Source organism: Erwinia rhapontici (assembly GCF_020683125.1).
GTDB lineage: Bacteria > Pseudomonadota > Gammaproteobacteria > Enterobacterales > Enterobacteriaceae > Erwinia > Erwinia rhapontici.
Window position 1 is genome coordinate 1120645 of sequence record NZ_CP085627.1, and the last position, 15123, is coordinate 1135767.

General features: G+C 53.5%; 16 protein-coding genes. 8 read left to right on the top strand and 8 right to left on the bottom strand.

What is annotated here, in order from left to right:
- Window positions 1-189: 189 nt before the first annotated feature.
- The 4 genes from LJN55_RS23905 to LJN55_RS05265 are packed head-to-tail and all read left to right on the top strand — an operon-like array spanning window position 190 to window position 2745.
- Window positions 190-315: a hypothetical protein gene (locus LJN55_RS23905; RefSeq protein ID WP_259151068.1), complete on the top strand. Its 126-nt coding sequence runs from the start codon at window positions 190-192 to the stop codon at window positions 313-315.
- On the top strand, window positions 315-1004 hold the full coding sequence (locus LJN55_RS05255) for a metal ABC transporter ATP-binding protein (protein WP_133845757.1): 690 nt from the start codon (window positions 315-317) through the stop codon (window positions 1002-1004). Before LJN55_RS23905 ends, LJN55_RS05255 begins: the two co-directional genes overlap by 1 nt.
- The gene (locus LJN55_RS05260; RefSeq protein ID WP_133845756.1) at window positions 1001-1864 is read left to right on the top strand and encodes a metal ABC transporter permease; all 864 of its coding nucleotides are present in this window, start codon (window positions 1001-1003) and stop codon (window positions 1862-1864) included. The genes LJN55_RS05255 and LJN55_RS05260 overlap by 4 nt, the downstream gene beginning before the upstream one ends.
- A gap of 2 nt (window positions 1865-1866) precedes the next feature.
- Window positions 1867-2745 (top strand): metal ABC transporter substrate-binding protein, encoded by an 879-nt coding sequence (locus LJN55_RS05265; protein ID WP_133845755.1) that lies wholly within the window; start codon window positions 1867-1869, stop codon window positions 2743-2745.
- 114 nt (window positions 2746-2859) lie between these two features.
- On the opposite strand, the gene ykgO is transcribed toward LJN55_RS05265, so the two are convergent.
- The 4 genes from ykgO to LJN55_RS05285 form a co-directional block, all read right to left on the bottom strand.
- Complete coding sequence (gene ykgO / locus LJN55_RS05270) at window positions 2860-3003, bottom strand: type B 50S ribosomal protein L36 (RefSeq protein ID WP_012442195.1); 144 nt, start codon at window positions 3001-3003, stop codon at window positions 2860-2862.
- Window positions 3004-3012: 9 nt separating this feature from the next.
- Window positions 3013-3273, bottom strand: coding sequence for a type B 50S ribosomal protein L31 (locus LJN55_RS05275; protein ID WP_133845754.1), 261 nt, complete (start codon window positions 3271-3273; stop codon window positions 3013-3015).
- Window positions 3274-3414: 141 nt separating this feature from the next.
- Window positions 3415-6567: a multidrug efflux RND transporter permease subunit AcrB gene (gene acrB, locus LJN55_RS05280; RefSeq protein WP_133845753.1), complete on the bottom strand. Its 3153-nt coding sequence runs from the start codon at window positions 6565-6567 to the stop codon at window positions 3415-3417.
- Between the two features lie 16 nt (window positions 6568-6583).
- Complete coding sequence (locus tag LJN55_RS05285; RefSeq protein ID WP_133845752.1) at window positions 6584-7786, bottom strand: efflux RND transporter periplasmic adaptor subunit; 1203 nt, start codon at window positions 7784-7786, stop codon at window positions 6584-6586.
- Window positions 7787-7927: 141 nt separating this feature from the next.
- On the opposite strand from LJN55_RS05285, the gene acrR reads away from it, so the two are divergent.
- Window positions 7928-8566 (top strand): multidrug efflux transporter transcriptional repressor AcrR, encoded by a 639-nt coding sequence (gene acrR / locus LJN55_RS05290; RefSeq protein WP_133845751.1) that lies wholly within the window; start codon window positions 7928-7930, stop codon window positions 8564-8566.
- A gap of 7 nt (window positions 8567-8573) precedes the next feature.
- Here the strand turns inward: acrR and rsmS are convergent, their stop codons facing one another.
- The 3 genes from rsmS to priC form a co-directional block, all read right to left on the bottom strand.
- Window positions 8574-8723 (bottom strand): pleiotropic regulatory protein RsmS, encoded by a 150-nt coding sequence (gene rsmS / locus LJN55_RS05295; RefSeq protein ID WP_133845750.1) that lies wholly within the window; start codon window positions 8721-8723, stop codon window positions 8574-8576.
- Window positions 8724-8759: 36 nt separating this feature from the next.
- Window positions 8760-9005, bottom strand: a complete 246-nt coding sequence (locus LJN55_RS05300) for a GlsB/YeaQ/YmgE family stress response membrane protein (RefSeq protein WP_133845749.1) — start codon at window positions 9003-9005, stop codon at window positions 8760-8762.
- A gap of 67 nt (window positions 9006-9072) precedes the next feature.
- Window positions 9073-9609, bottom strand: a complete 537-nt coding sequence (gene priC, locus LJN55_RS05305) for a primosomal replication protein PriC (RefSeq protein ID WP_133845748.1) — start codon at window positions 9607-9609, stop codon at window positions 9073-9075.
- Window positions 9610-9675: 66 nt separating this feature from the next.
- On the opposite strand from priC, the gene LJN55_RS05310 reads away from it, so the two are divergent.
- The 3 genes from LJN55_RS05310 (at window position 9676) to LJN55_RS05320 (ending at window position 11562) form a co-directional block, all read left to right on the top strand.
- A complete protein-coding gene (locus LJN55_RS05310) occupies window positions 9676-10053 on the top strand; it encodes a DUF454 family protein (protein WP_133845747.1) in 378 nt (125 codons plus the stop codon).
- Window positions 10054-10209: 156 nt separating this feature from the next.
- Entirely contained in the window at window positions 10210-10761 is a 552-nt protein-coding gene (gene apt, locus LJN55_RS05315) for an adenine phosphoribosyltransferase (protein WP_133845746.1), read from the top strand.
- 198 nt (window positions 10762-10959) lie between these two features.
- Window positions 10960-11562, top strand: a complete 603-nt coding sequence (locus tag LJN55_RS05320; RefSeq protein ID WP_159337509.1) for an Ail/Lom family outer membrane beta-barrel protein — start codon at window positions 10960-10962, stop codon at window positions 11560-11562.
- Window positions 11563-11610: 48 nt separating this feature from the next.
- Here LJN55_RS05320 and LJN55_RS05325 read toward each other — a convergent pair whose 3' ends face one another.
- Window positions 11611-15060, bottom strand: a complete 3450-nt coding sequence (locus LJN55_RS05325) for an autotransporter outer membrane beta-barrel domain-containing protein (protein ID WP_265106003.1) — start codon at window positions 15058-15060, stop codon at window positions 11611-11613.
- Window positions 15061-15123: the final 63 nt, after the last annotated feature.

The following is a 15123-nucleotide window of genomic DNA, read 5'->3' on the forward strand; positions in this document are numbered from 1 at the left end:
TGTCAGTTAATTATTTTGTCGCTAAATGCTCTGGTTGTCACTAGCGTAAAGACTTGTTGAGTTTTTTTAATATATATAGGGACATATTCCTTATCGTAAAGTGAAATACTTAGATACATTTTTGCTTTACCGTTACCGCTCGATTCGCGCTATTTTGTTGTTATGTTATAACATCAAAGTGTCGTTTCCATGAATTCCTCCCCCGTGTTTTTACGTCTTGGCACATTGTTGAGTTGCCCGGCGTGGCTGCGCATGGTCCTCACCGCGCTGCTGGTGAGTCTGCTGGTTCTGCTAACCTGGTGGGCCATTATCTGATGATCGTACTCAATCAACTCGTTGTTGGCTATCAGCACCGTGCAGTGAGCCCCGTGCTGGGCGGTGAATTTGCCCGTGGCAGTATGACGGCGCTGGTCGGCGCAAACGGCTGTGGCAAGTCAACACTATTGAAAACCTTATGTGGGATGCTGCCTGCTGTCAGTGGCTCGGTCAGTTTTACCACGCCACGCCCTTCCATAGCCTGGCTGCCACAGCATTCTGACATTGAAAAAAGTTTTCCGCTTACGGTGTTTGATCTGGTGGTGATGGGGTTCTGGCGGCACTGCGGCTGGTTCAGAGGGATCTCCCGTCAGCAGCGTCAACAGGCTCTGTCGGCGCTGGATCGTGTCAACATGCTTCCCTTTGCGGAAGCGGCACCTGGGACCCTATCAGGGGGGCAACTCCAGCGTGTACTGTTTGCCCGACTGCTGGTGCAGGATGCGGAATTGCTGTTACTTGACGAACCCTTTAGCGGCGTTGATAGCGACACCATTGCGCTACTACTGGCATTGTTAGCAGAGCGCCATCACGCGGGCTGCACACTCATCGTCGTTCTGCATGATATGGCGACGGTGGCACAGCATTTTCCTCAGGTATTACGCCTGAAAGAACAGCACAGCGAGTGGTCATGCCGCGACTGTGGGGTGACCGGGCTGAACTTCGGACGCAGCGGAGGAGCCAGCGCATGATGTTGCTACACCCGTTTATTGAATTTGGTTTTATGCGTCGTGCGCTGGTTGCCTGTGTGGCGTTGTCTCTCAGTGCCACTCCGCTGGGAGTCTTTCTTTTACTACGCCGCATGAGCCTGGTCGGGGATGCGTTGTCCCACGCGGTTCTTCCCGGTGCGGCGATTGGTTATTTGCTTTCCGGTCTCTCACTGGTGGCGATGGGCATTGGTGGTGCCATTGCCGGACTGACGGTGGCGCTTTTATCAGGTGCAGTGAGTCGTTATACCCCTTTGCGCGAGGATGCCAGCTTTGCCGGTTTCTATCTCGGCTCACTGGCGCTGGGCGTTACGCTGGTGTCATTACGCGGTTCCAGCGTGGATCTGCTGCACGTGCTGTTTGGCTCGCTGCTGGCGGTGGATGTTCCCTCTATCGTGCTGGTCAGTACCATCAGTGGCGTTTCTCTGCTCATTTTTTCCCTGATCTATCGGCCGCTGGTGATTGACGCATTTGACCCCACTTTTTTGCGCGCTCAGAACCGTTGGGCCTCACCACTGGTTCACGGTATTTTCCTTGTACTGGTTGTAGTCAATCTGGTGGCAGGTTTTCAGGTCCTCGGCACGCTGATGAGTGTCGGGCTGATGATGCTGCCCGCTGCCAGCGCCCGTTTCTGGAGTCGGCATCTTTCCGGCACGCTGGCAGCTGCAATGCTACTGGCGACCCTCGCCAGCTTTGGCGGTCTGTACGCCTCATTTTATCTCTCATTACCCGCCGGGCCTGCTGTGGTGCTCAGTGCGGCAATTTTATTCTTTATTTCTATTTTAATCGGACCTTGCGGCGGAATTTTTTCCTCACGCAAAACATTGTCTATGGTGAAGGAGTAAGCATGAAGAAGTTACCTGTAGCGCTGGCATTATCAGCATTAATGGCCACCCCACTGGCGATGGCAAAAACAGTTGAGGCGGTAGCCAGCTTTACCGTGCTGGCTGATATTGTGAAAAATGTTGGCGGTGAGCATGTTGTCGTCAAAAGCCTGGTAGGGCCAAATGGCGATCCGCACAGCTTTGAACCAACGCCGAAAGACAGCCAGGCGCTTGCCCATGCCGATGTGGTTTTTGTGAGTGGCCTGGGGATGGAAGGGTGGATGGACCGCCTGATCACGGCATCTGGCTATAAAGGCCAGACTGTGGTGGCATCCAGTGGCATCAATACCCGTAAAATGGAAGAGGATGGACAGACTATTACCGATCCGCATGCATGGAACAGTATGCAGAATGGTGTGACCTATGCCACCAATGTGATGAATGCGCTGATTGCCGCTGATCCGGAGGATGCGGATTATTTCCGTCAACAGGGGAGCGCGTATATTGAGCAGCTGAAACAGCTGGATAGTTGGGCGCAGAAGGCGTTCAGTACGATCCCTCAAGAGAAGCGTAAGGTGCTGACCAGCCATGATGCGTTTGGTTATTTCGGCCAGCGTTATGGCGTGAAGTTCCTGTCGCCGGTGGGTTTCTCCACGGAGTCAGAAGCCAGCGCCTCTGACGTTGCCGGATTGATTACCCAGCTGAAGCACGAAAAAATCCACGTGTACTTTATTGAAAACCAGACCGACCCGCGCCTGGTGAAGCAGATTGCGGCCTCGGGTGGCGCCACATCAGGCGGAGAGCTTTATCCTGAGGCGTTGACTGCTCAGGGCGGTGCTGCTGACAGTTATGTCGCAGCGTTCAAACACAATGTGAATGCGATGGTCAACAGTATGAAGTAAACCGTGTGCCGGGTACGCCCGGCCACGGTAGTTTGGCTGATACTGTTGGTCGAAAAGATAAAAAAAGGGATAGCGCAAGCTATCCCCTTTGGCATGACGACATGGCTACAGCAATCAGCGTTTCTTTCCGCCCCGGCCCTGTACGGCTTTGAAGCGGGGGTTACTCTTACAAATGACAAATACACGGCCGTGACGGCGAACAATTTTGCAATCTTTGTGACGCTTTTTGGCCGAAGCCAGAGAACTTAATACCTGCATGATGGCTCCTTATTTTTTCATCGCGCCAAGAAAACCGCCAAAACGCTGGCTGAAGCGTGCTGCACTGCCTTCTTTAGCAAAATCTTTCTGTTTACCGGTGTAATAAACGTGTGAGGCAGAAGAGACGTCCAGCAGGACGTATGGCATCTCTTTGCCTTCGTGTTCGATTGTACGGTCAGTTTTGATGGTGGAACCCACCACAAAGTAAGCATCAGCCGTGGTGTCATGGAATACCACCTGGCGGTAAGCAGGATGAATACCCTGTTTCATTTTCTACCCTTAATGTAATGTTATACTATAACAATAGTATGCGCTGCCGCTTTTTAAATTGCAACCGCAGAAAGGGCAGGGAAATAGCAAAAAAAAAGGCCGCCCGAAGGCAGCCTCTTATTCACATCAACTCAGCGTTGATCAGTGATGCTGTGAATCAACCGGATGGCTGTGTTCCAGCTCCTCTTTGTTCTTACTGAAGCGGCGGCGGACCACCACGAAGAACACAGGAACGAAGAAGATTGCCAGGACGGTTGCAGTGACCATACCGCCCATTACGCCCGTACCAACGGCGTTCTGAGCACCGGAGCCTGCACCGCTACTGATAGCCAGCGGGAGAACACCCAGGATAAAGGCCAGAGAGGTCATCAGAATCGGACGTAAACGCATGCGCACCGCTTCCAGCGTGGCCTCAACCAGCCCTTTGCCTTCTTTTTCCATCAGGTCTTTAGCAAACTCGACTATCAGGATGGCGTTCTTCGCCGACAACCCTATGGTTGTTAGCAGCCCCACAACAAAGTAAACGTCATTACTTAACCCGCGCAGGGTGGTGAAGATCAGCGCACCGACCACACCCAATGGCACCACCAGCATGACAGAGAACGGAATTGACCAGCTCTCATACAGCGCTGCCAGACACAGGAACACCACAATCAGTGAGATGGCGTACAGCGCCGGAGCCTGGTTACCAGATAAACGCTCCTGGTAAGACATGCCCGTCCAGTCATAGCCGATACCGGTTGGCAGCTTAGAGGCCAGATCCTGCATCAGGTCCATGGCTTCACCGGAGCTTTTACCCGGTGCTGGTTGCCCTAACAGCTCCATGGATGGAAGGCCGTTATAACGCTCCAGACGTGGCGAACCATAAACCCAGTTGGCTGACGCAAAGGCATTAAATGACACCATTTCGCCGCTGGTAGAACGCACATACCAGTTGCCGATATCACCAGGCAACATACGGTAAGGTGCTTCACCCATCACGTAGACTTTCTTAACGCGACCACGGTCAATGAAGTCATTGACATAGGAGCCACCCCAGGCGGCTGCCAGTGTGGTGTTGATATCAGACAGCGATACCCCCAGCGCCTGTGCTTTTTCCTGGTCGATAGTCAGTTTGTACTGCGGAGTGTCTTCCAGTCCGTTAGGACGCACACCCACCAGTACATCCGGATGTTGGGCAATCATACCCAGCAGCTGGTTACGTGCGGCAGTCAGTTTTTCATGGCCTAAACCGCCCTGATCGATTAGCTGGAAGTCGAAGCCTGTTGCCTGACCCAGTTCAACAATGGCTGGCAGGTTGAAAGGAATCACCATCGCATCTTTAATGACGGAAAGTGCGCCCATTGCCCGCCCGGCAATTGCAGGAACCTTATTGTCGGCACCTGGACGTTCATCCCACGGCTTCAGACTGACAAAGGCGAGGCCGGTGTTCTGACCACGACCTGCAAAGCCAAAGCCGTTAACAGTAAACACAGAGTTAACCGTAGCTTTTTCTTTATTCAGGTAGTAATCCGTCACCTGGTCCAGCACTTTCTGAGTACGCTCCTGAGTCGCACCAGCAGGGAGCTGGGCCATCGTCAGGAACACACCCTGATCTTCTTCCGGTAGGAAGGAGGTCGGCAGACGCAGGAACAGGAAAGCCATGCCCACGAAAATCAGCAGGTAAATCACCAGATAACGACCGGTACTGCGAACGATGTGGCCAACACTTTCGGTATAATGATTGGTACTCTTGTCGAACAGGCGGTTAAACCAGCCGAAGAATCCAGTCGTCTTACCGTGATCGCCTTTCGCAATCGGTTTCAGCATCGTTGCACAGAGTGCCGGGGTCAGGATCAACGCCACCACTACCGACAACACCATCGCAGAAACAATGGTAATTGAGAACTGACGGTAGATAACGCCGGTAGAGCCGCCGAAGAATGCCATCGGGATAAATACAGCCGACAGTACAAGGGCAATACCAACCAACGCCCCCTGGATCTGATCCATTGACTTACGTGTGGCTTCTTTCGGTGGCAGGCCCTCTTCGGCCATGACGCGCTCGACGTTTTCCACCACCACAATGGCGTCATCCACCAGCAGGCCGATGGCCAGCACCATCCCGAACATCGTTAGCGTGTTTATCGAGTATCCGAAGGCGCTGATAATGGCAAACGTTCCCAGCAGTACGACTGGCACGGCGATCGTTGGGATCAGCGTTGCGCGGAAGTTTTGCAGGAACAGATACATGACCAGGAACACCAGCACGATAGCTTCGACCAGCGTCTTCACCACTTCGTTAATCGAAATCTTAACGAATGGCGTGGTGTCATACGGATAAACCACCTTCATCCCGGCAGGGAAGAAAGGCTCCAGCTTAGTCAATTCCGCTTTCACTGCTGCGGCGGTGTCCAGTGCGTTAGCGCCGGTTGCCAGCTTAATCCCCAGACCGGAAGCCGGTTGTCCATTATAACGCGCAATAATCTCGTAGTTTTCACCACCCAGCTCAATATGCGCGACATCACTCAGACGAACACGCGAACCGTCGGTATTCACCTTCAGCAGAATTTTACCGAACTCTTCCGCCGAGGTCAGGCGTGTCTGCGCAATAATAGACGCGTTAAGCTGCTGGCCGGCAACAGGCGGAGAACCGCCGAGCTGACCTGCCGCCACCTGGGCGTTCTGGGTATTGATGGCGCTAATGACATCAACGGGCGTGAGCGAGTAGTTGTTGAGCTTGTGAGGATCCATCCAGATGCGCATGGCGTACTGTGCACCGAACAGCTGTGTATCACCCACGCCTGACACTCGACTGATAGGGTCTTTAATGTTCGACCCGACATAGTCGGAGAGATCGTTCTGGGTCATGGTGCCGTTGTCATTGATGAAACCGGCGACCATCAGGAAGCTGCTCGAGGATTTCTGAACCTTAATCCCCTGTTGTTGCACTTCCTGCGGCAGTAGCGGCATCGCCAGTTGCAGTTTGTTCTGCACCTGTACCTGAGCGATGTCAGCATTAGTCCCTGATTCAAAGGTCAGCGTCAGCTGCAGCGTCCCGGAGGAGTCACTGCTGGAGCCCATATACATCAGGCCGTCGATGCCGTTCATGTTTTGTTCGATAACCTGCGTGACGGAGTCTTGCAGTGTTTTCGCATCAGCGCCAGGGTAGGTTGCTGTGATCTCAATTGCCGTTGGAGCAACGTTTGGATATTGCTCGATCGGTAGTTTAAGAATCGACAGCGCACCCGCCAACATAATAATGATGGCGATTACCCAGGCAAAGATGGGGCGATCGATAAAAAACTTAGCCATGTCTCAGTGGCTCCTGTTAAGACTTCGGTTGTTCAGACTTCGCCTGAGACTCGGAACCTGCTTTGGCGCTGTCATCGCTGACTTCCTGAGGCGTTACCGCTGCACCAGGTTTCACGCGTTGCAGACCGGTCACAATCACACGATCGCCATCTTTCAGACCGGCAGACACCAGCCACTTATCACCAAATGCCTGGTCGGCAGTCAGATTACGGACTTCAACCTTATTGTCCGCGCCCACAACCATGGCAGTTGCCTGACCGGTTGGCGTACGGGTCACACCCTGTTGAGGAACCAACAGTGCATTCGGGTTGGTGCCTTCATCCAGACGGGCACGCACAAACATACCCGGCAGCAGACTATGATCAGGGTTAGGGAACACGGCACGTAATGTGATCGAACCTGTGGTTTCATCCACAGTGACATCAGAGAATTCTAATGTTCCGCTCTGCGCGTATTCGCTACCATTTTGCATCAGTAGTTTGACTTCAGCTTTACCATTGGTCTGCTGAAGTTTGCCGGAATTCAGTTCATCACGCAGGCGCATGAAATCTTCGCTGGATTGGGTCACATCAACATAGATAGGGTCAAGTTGCTGTACGGTTGCCAACGCAGTGGTTTGCGCACTGGCAACTAAAGCGCCTTCCGTTACCGACGATTTACCGATGCGACCGCTGATAGGTGAGGTCACTCGAGTATAGGCGAGGTTGATGCGTGCTGTTTCTACAGTGGCCTGAGCAGCCTGAACGGCAGCGGCGGTCTGGCTTTGCGTTGCCATTGCCTGGTCGTAGTCCTGCTGGCTGATGTACTTAGTACCCAACAGGGGCTTGTAGCGTTTTACCGTCAATGCGGCAATCTGTGCATTGGCTTGTGCCTGTGCCAGATCACCTTTCGCACTGCTATAAGCAGCTTGATATGTGGCGGGGTCAATTTGATATAAAGACTCGCCAGCCTTGATATCGCTACCCTCAACGAAGTTGCGTTTCAGAATAATGCCAGATACCTGTGGGCGAACTTCTGCAATACGGAACGATGAGGTTCGACCTGGCAGGTCGGTAGTAATTTTAAGCGGGGCGCTTTTCAACGTTGTGATACCCACTTCAGGTGCCTGCTGTTGCTGTCCGGCTTGCTGAGATTCTTTGTTGTCACAACCCGTTAGCACTAAGCTGCCTGAGAGCATCAGAACGGCCGCCAGAGGCGTTAACCCTCTGTTTTTGTTCATAAATAAACCTCGAGTGTCCGATATCGATTGTTCAATGGATTACAAACCCATAAACCCATTGCTGCGTTTAAATTATGGTCGTGATATGGTACATACATTCGGAAATGTATGTAAGTCTAACTCTTTGTAAATCACACCCTCATGGCACGAAATACCAAACAACAGGCGCAGGAAACGCGCAATCACATCATTGATGCCGCAATTAAGCGCTTCTCTGAACATGGCGTATCCAAAACGTCACTGGCGGATATTGCCTCAAGTGCTGGCGTGACGCGGGGTGCTATTTACTGGCATTTCAAAAATAAAACTGATTTGCTGAATGAAATCTGGGCGCAATCCGAATCCGGAATGGCGGACCTGGAGCTTGAGTATCAATCAAAATATCCTTCTGATCCACTATCTGTAATGCGCGCAATGTTGTTGTATGTCCTTGACGCAGCAGCCAGTGACCCAAGAAGGCGTGCACTTATGGAAATTATTTACCACAAATGTGAGTTTGTTGGAGAAATGACTACCCTACAACTGATGCAACAAAATCTCTATCTTGAATGTTATGAAAAGATAGAAGAGGTTTTATCGCAGTGCATTGATGCAAAACAACTCCCCGAAAATCTGGATACCCGGCGTGCTGCCGTTGTGATGCGTGGCTACATCAGTGGCATCATGGAAAACTGGTTATTTATGCCGGGCAGTTTTGATTTAGCCGGTGATGCGCCGCAATTAGTGGAAACGCTCATTGATATGCTGGCGCTCTGTCCGACGTTACGTCAGTCAGTTTAACCGCCGATTATGACTGGCTGGCGACTTTCTGTTCAAAATCCCGCTGTACGATCGCCAGCGCAGCCAGAACGGTTTCTGGTGCAACATGATTTTCTTCCAACAGCATAATCAAATCGACGGCGAGTTTGATTTCTTCCGGCGCGGTTTCCAGTGACATACTTGCTCCTTATTTCTGAATGCAGACAATCAGCGGTCAGATACGTAAAATTTTGACGATACCCGTCATCACCAGTGCACCTATAAGTGAAGTCAGCATCGTATGTGGGTCGAGGGTGGCCAGCGTTCCGTTATTCATATAGGTACTGATATAGCCGCCAATCAACGCTCCCACGGCGGCAAGTACTAATGTGGGCACCAGCCCGCCCGGGCGGCCAGGAAAAAAATAGCGTGCAATAAAACCCACCAGAAGACCGATGATTATCCAGGAAATCAGACCCATTTTCGCTCTCCAGTTACAGGACAATGTGACTATTATAGTCCCCGATTCGGCAGGGGATGAGACGAGGCTAGCTGCTACGTTCGCGATTTTCAATGGCGCGTTCAATTCGCTTGAGGGCTTGCAAACATCGCTGTAACCGTCCTTCCAGAGCAGCGACTTCCCGTTGCAACTGTTGCTGTTGTGCCAGGGTTTCCTGCACGGCCAGCAAACTCTCCCGGTCGATAATCATGGCACGTAAGCGACGTTCGAAATCCTGATGCTCGGCCAGTTTCTCATATAAATTCTCTTTGACCGGAACAGGGCGAGACTCGCTGCGACGCATTTTCTGCGTTGCCAGCTCACGTTGCAGGGCGCTCATCTGCATCACTACCCGTTCAGCCATCCAGGCCACGCTCTCCATACGGTTATCACGCACGCTTTGTTTCAGCTGTGCCATCGTCTGGCGAACTTCCAGTAAATAATCGCCCAGTCGGGTGGTGTGGCAGTGAAACAATTTAATATCGAAGCGTGCCTGTGCAGTGCGATTATTGGCATGAGGTTCCACGGCGTGCGCAAGTTGTTCGAGTTGCATATCGAGTTGTTGCAGTAAACCTGCGCTTTTCATCTTATTCTCCGTGGTGGTAATGCTCTGTATGATACCCTGATTCTGAGACATTTTTCCGGGTGTGCCATGCAACGTTATATTCTTATTGTTTTAGGCTGGCTTGCTGTGGTGTTAGCGACGTTGGGAGTGGTGTTGCCGTTGCTGCCCACCACGCCATTCTTACTGCTGGCCGCCTGGTGTTTTGCCCGTTCTTCACCGCGTTTTCATTACTGGCTGCTGCACCGCTCGGTATTTGGTCGATATTTGCGTCACTGGCAGCAACACCGGGCGATGCCTCCAGGTGCTAAGGGCAGGGCGATCCTGTTTATTCTGATCACTTTTGCTTTTTCGCTGTGGATGGTCAAGATCCTTTGGGTGCGTCTGTTACTGTTGGCGATCCTCTGCGCGCTGCTGGTCTTTATGATTCGTATACCCGTGGTTGATGAAGGGCAAGAAAAGCGGTGATTTTGCTTAACACGGTTGCAATTGTCCGGCGGTTTGCATAGATTTGGTCGTTTTCGTGCGCGGCTTCCCCTCAACGTCTGAATTTCACCCGGCAACCCTGCCGCAGAGTGGAATGAAGCTGCGCGAGTCAGATTTGTATTTACCAGGCATAACATTATGACCGCGACTGCGCAGCAGCTTGAATTGATTAAAAACAGTATCAAAAGCATCCCGGATTACCCAAAGCCGGGTATTCTCTTTCGTGACGTGACCAGCCTGCTGGAAGATCCGAAAGCGTTTGCATTGAGCATTGAACTGTTGGTTGAACGCTATCGTGACGCTGGCATCACCAAAGTAGTGGGCACTGAAGCGCGAGGGTTTTTGTTCGGTGCACCGGTTGCGCTAGGACTGGGAGTAGGTTTTGTGCCGGTACGTAAGCCGGGCAAACTGCCACGTAAAACCTTTGCTGAAACCTATGAGCTGGAATACGGCACAGACACGCTGGAACTGCACTGTGATGCGATTCAGCCGGGTGATATTGTTCTGGTGATCGATGACTTGCTGGCAACCGGTGGCACTATTGAAGCAACGGTGAAGCTGATTCGCCGTGCAGGTGGCAGCGTAAAAGACGCTGCATTTATCATTAACCTGTTTGATTTGACCGGCGAATCTCGCCTGAAAGCGCAGGGTATTGAAAGCTACAGCCTGGTGAACTTCCCCGGTCACTAAGCTTGATCAGGCCGGGTTAACCCCGGCCTTGTTACGACTCTCTTCTTTTTCCCGCTTTTCGCTTCCCGCCCCTTTATCAATACTAAAAATGCGCTCGCCCGCTGTTCGGCACGATTCGCGGCGAACGGTTGATTCTCTGCTCTAAAATACGACAGCCAACATCAAGCTGTGATTTCACAGGCGTCAGGGAAGAGTGAAATGAAAAAAACCATGACTGTATTGCTGTTTTTTCCCCTGCTTGCCGGGGCTGAAGACGTTGTTGCCAGCACCACACAAAAGCCGTTACAGCAGGCCTACCCGCCGGAAAGCTTTAGCGGGCGGCATACTTTCACGCTGGGTTACACTGAAAGCCACATCTCACATTTCAAAGCCATGAAAGGGGTCAATGCGAAGTATCGCTATGAAATCCCGGAATTACCTCTGAGCGCGATGGTCTCTTTCAGCGGCATGAGCGGCAGGGGTAGCCAGAGTGTCGGAGGAAGCGATGCCCGAGAAGTGAAGCACCACCGCGTGCGTTACTATAGCCTGATGGTCGGGCCTGCCTGGCGGGCGACGAGCTGGGCCAGCCTTTACTTGCTGGGAGGGGCGGGCTGGGAAAGCAGCAGCAACCAGACTGACTACCATAACCCAGGCGGGGACAGTACCGGGCGCTATAAAATATTTGATGCGCGTTTTGCCTGGGGAGCAGGGGTGCAGTTCAACCTGATTGATAACGTAGCGGTGGATGTTGGCTACCAGGCCGGGCACGTGCAGAAAACGTCCAGCAACGGGTTTAATGTTGGGATAGGTTATCGATTCTGATGGGGATACGAAGAGTAGAAAGGGCAGCGAAGCTGCCCCTGATAATCATTAGAACGCGAACCTGATCCCGGCATAAATGGTGTTGTCGGTGATGTGCGATGACGCATTCAACTGATAGTTAAGACTGTAAGACAATGCGTCGTGCGACAGCTCAATGCCAATGTTACTGGTGAACACGGAATGATCGGTAATACTTGAATCGGTCATTGAGTAGCTGGCTTCCTCGCCCGGAAGCCAGCTACGGCTTTTCGCTTTGACGTCCCCGCTGTTGCCGGTCCACGTCAGGTCCAGTAAAGGCTTAACCTGGTAGCCTTTACTGGCTGTGAACGTCCTGGACAGCGAAACGCCCAGCGGGAATGACCAGATTTTCTGTGAGTCACCCGCTGTTTCAAACATCGTTCCCAGCTCGTTATGCGTCGTAAAGGCCTCGCTTTTCAGTCGCGTATAATGTATTCCTGCATGTGGCGTCACATCGGCCAGTTTGTTATTCCACTGGTAACTGGCCGTGATACCACTGCTCAGCGCCCAGCTGTTCATTCTGGCCCGCAGCGACCCACCCTCAATCTCAGCCGGACTTTGCTGTTTCATTCTGTTACGGCTGCCAGTGTAACTGACATCTGCCATCACATTCAGCGCGCCCCGTTGCCAACTGCTGTAGAATGAGCTTCCCCAAAAGTTGAAGTCATTACGCGTTGGGCTCACGTTTCCATGGCTGCTACTTTTGCCCCCGCCCGTATTCAGCGCCATACCGGTAGTCATCATGCCGAAGTCGCCGGCATCAAAACGGAAATCACTCCCTAATGCCAGTCCACCGAGATTTGCAGAAGAGCGAGCCTGCCAACGTCCTGAAGAAAACCCATGAGAACGGCTGTTATCAGACAGCAGCGTCGCCCATAGATTAACGCCTGTCGCAGCCTGTGCCCCGGGCATTGATGCAATGCCAGAGAGATGATGCTCAACCGCATGACGAGCCGCTGACAGCGCCATAAAGGTGCTGTGCTGGACACCCACCACAGAGGCGATATGTAATGCTGACTGCACGACTTTACTGGCGAGAACCTCTTCGCGGATATAACGAATATCCATCGACTGCGAAATAAAGCGCTGGCCTGCATCGTCAGAGTGAGTATTAACACCCAGCGTTTTAGCCATATTGGCCATCAGGTCCTGTGTGTCCGGTGGCAAAAGCGGCTGGCTGGTCTGTGCAGCGGTCAGATGATGGGCATTGCCCTCCACGCTGCTGCCCATCTTAAACAGACGGCTACTGCTGGTAATATTCTGCTGCTGCCAGAAACCCTCCGTCGTATTGCCTCCTTCGCTGGCGATGAAGCGTTCCCCCGTTTTGAGATTGTCATCGGTGATGACCAGCATTTTCGCCGTCAGGGCCACGCTCCCGTCCCCGATCAGCAGGGCGGATGAACCCTGGTCCACGTAGGTTTTTGCGGAAACGATCGTCAGTGATGCATCATCGAATCGATTGAGATGTCTGTCGCTGCCAATACTCCAGTGCAGATCCGGGCTGGACAAATCGACGGTTTCACCTGCTGCAATAGCCAGCGTTCCGGCAAACGGTTCAGACTGCTGCTGTGCCATCCATCCGGCGCCTTGCTGCCAGAGTTCAGCGTTCAGTTCACGTGTTCCGATAATCGCGGTGCCTTTGCCCATGACATCCATCTGCCCTCGTGAGGCATCAAGGTGCGTACTGGCAAACATTCCACCGTTAACGCGTAGTGCACCGGAGCGCAACCCGGTATTGTCGGCCGTGAAGATGCCGCCAGTTTGCAGGTACTGGTTTTCACTACCGTAGCGGGTGTCTGCCTGGCCGATGGTTAAGCTGTCTGCGGTGTAGTTACCGCTTTCGATGGTGAGCTGCCCATTGCCCGCCAGGCCTGATTCATTCTCCTGTCCGCCATCGTTGCCGCCGAGCACGATATCAGTAGCGATATGGCCACTACTGTTTTTAAACAGAGCAGAACCGGTGCCCCCATTGCCACCCTTGCCACCGAGACCTGGACCAGTGCCGCCAGAAGTGGTGCCGCTAGTTCCTGCCTGGCTGCCGTTCCCCCCCAGCTGGAGGAAGCTGCTATTGGTGATATGACTATCCTCAACATTCAAGGTGCCGCTGCCCCCGTGACCGCCTGCACCTCCCTGGCCACCGATAGCATCGGATGCGCTATTACCACCAGCCCCACCACGTTCTCCATCAGCCCCAAGCGTTATCGAATGAATAGAAAGGTGGCTGGTAGTGATGTTGATGGTTGCGTTTCCGCCATCACCACCAATGGCACCTGTACCACCATCCCCTCCTGCGCCGCCAATACCACCGATACCGGACAATGATGCGCCATTGAGGCCGGTTTCTCCGCCATTACCGCCGCGAGAACCCTGGCCGCCAGCCCCCCCTGCCTGCAGGTTGTTTTTGACTGTTAAATCGGCATTGTTCAGGCTCAGTTCAGCATAGCCACCTTGCGCTCCGTTGCCGCCGTTGCTTCCCGCGGCACCGGCACCCCCGTCTCCGCCGTTGCCACCGCGACCTGCGGTCCCCCCGGTGCCGCCCTGACCACCCAGGCCACCGCTGCTGGCCAGTCCGTCAGAGCCGTTCTCACCTTGAATGCCATCCTGGCCCCGGGAGCCCGCGCTGCCACCGTCTCCACCCCGGCCCCCCGCAGACCCGTTACTGGCAGCGCCTGCCTTTCCACCCGTGCCGCCAAGTAGGATCGTGTCAGCATAAAAATTACCGTTAGTCAGCGTGAGTTCTGCGTTCCCCCCGCTTGCAGCCTGAGCGCCTTGGCCACCGAGTGATCCTGACGCACCTGCGGCACCGAGGCCGCCTGCAGCACCCGCTGCTCCATCGCCACCTCTGCCGCCGTTACCACCATAGCCGTCGATATCGGTGTTGCTCCCTGCGCCGCCCTGTCCGCCATCGCCAGCGTTGCCGCCGCTCCCCCCTTTGCCGCCCATTCCTCCAGCACTTCCCGCGGAGGCCTGACCCGCCACACCGCCATCTCCGCCATTCCCCCCCAGAGTGACTGAACCCAAGGAGGCATCATCACCCTCGACGATCAGTGTTCCTGATCCCCCCGCCTGACCCGAAGAACCATCACTTCCCTGGGGGCCGCGAGTGCCACTGGTGCCATTCGTTGCCAGTCCGGCTGGTGATCCCGGGTTGCCATTGCCACCGGCAGAGGAGCTACCGTTCTGGCCATCGTAGCCATCACCACCGTTGCCCCCGTTACTTCCATTACCTGCACTGCCGCTCTGGCCTGCATCGGCGCCATCACTGCCGTTACCACCTTTATCTCCTTGCGTAATAGTGTGACGTCCTGTCATCTCGCTGAGGGGCTGGGTTTCGTTCGTGCCAGGTGCAGCGGCAGCCGATGCAAGAGGGACGGCGCTGAATATCGGCAGTGAGAGCAAGGCCAGTGTAGAAATGGAAGAACGCAGACGGTGCTTTTTAAGCGGAAGATCCACGAGCTGTTTAGCTGTTGTATGTTTCATAAATTAATCCGTTAATCAGTGGAGATCCTTGTGGCGCTGCAATTTTTTGAAAAAAAGGCGGCA

Bases quoted from the DNA above. Each gene is read 5' to 3' on its own strand.
- LJN55_RS23905 (WP_259151068.1), top strand. From the start codon at position 190: ATGAATTCCTCCCCCGTGTTTTTACGTCTTGGCACATTGTTGAGTTGC.
- LJN55_RS05255 (WP_133845757.1), top strand. From the start codon at position 315: ATGATCGTACTCAATCAACTCGTTGTTGGCTATCAGCACCGTGCAGTG.
- LJN55_RS05260 (WP_133845756.1), top strand. From the start codon at position 1,001: ATGATGTTGCTACACCCGTTTATTGAATTTGGTTTTATGCGTCGTGCG.
- LJN55_RS05265 (WP_133845755.1), top strand. From the start codon at position 1,867: ATGAAGAAGTTACCTGTAGCGCTGGCATTATCAGCATTAATGGCCACC.
- ykgO (WP_012442195.1), bottom strand. From the start codon at position 3,003: ATGCAGGTATTAAGTTCTCTGGCTTCGGCCAAAAAGCGTCACAAAGAT.
- LJN55_RS05275 (WP_133845754.1), bottom strand. From the start codon at position 3,273: ATGAAACAGGGTATTCATCCTGCTTACCGCCAGGTGGTATTCCATGAC.
- acrB (WP_133845753.1), bottom strand. From the start codon at position 6,567: ATGGCTAAGTTTTTTATCGATCGCCCCATCTTTGCCTGGGTAATCGCC.
- LJN55_RS05285 (WP_133845752.1), bottom strand. From the start codon at position 7,786: ATGAACAAAAACAGAGGGTTAACGCCTCTGGCGGCCGTTCTGATGCTC.
- acrR (WP_133845751.1), top strand. From the start codon at position 7,928: ATGGCACGAAATACCAAACAACAGGCGCAGGAAACGCGCAATCACATC.
- rsmS (WP_133845750.1), bottom strand. From the start codon at position 8,723: ATGTCACTGGAAACCGCGCCGGAAGAAATCAAACTCGCCGTCGATTTG.
- LJN55_RS05300 (WP_133845749.1), bottom strand. From the start codon at position 9,005: ATGGGTCTGATTTCCTGGATAATCATCGGTCTTCTGGTGGGTTTTATT.
- priC (WP_133845748.1), bottom strand. From the start codon at position 9,609: ATGAAAAGCGCAGGTTTACTGCAACAACTCGATATGCAACTCGAACAA.
- LJN55_RS05310 (WP_133845747.1), top strand. From the start codon at position 9,676: ATGCAACGTTATATTCTTATTGTTTTAGGCTGGCTTGCTGTGGTGTTA.
- apt (WP_133845746.1), top strand. From the start codon at position 10,210: ATGACCGCGACTGCGCAGCAGCTTGAATTGATTAAAAACAGTATCAAA.
- LJN55_RS05320 (WP_159337509.1), top strand. From the start codon at position 10,960: ATGAAAAAAACCATGACTGTATTGCTGTTTTTTCCCCTGCTTGCCGGG.
- LJN55_RS05325 (WP_265106003.1), bottom strand. From the start codon at position 15,060: ATGAAACATACAACAGCTAAACAGCTCGTGGATCTTCCGCTTAAAAAG.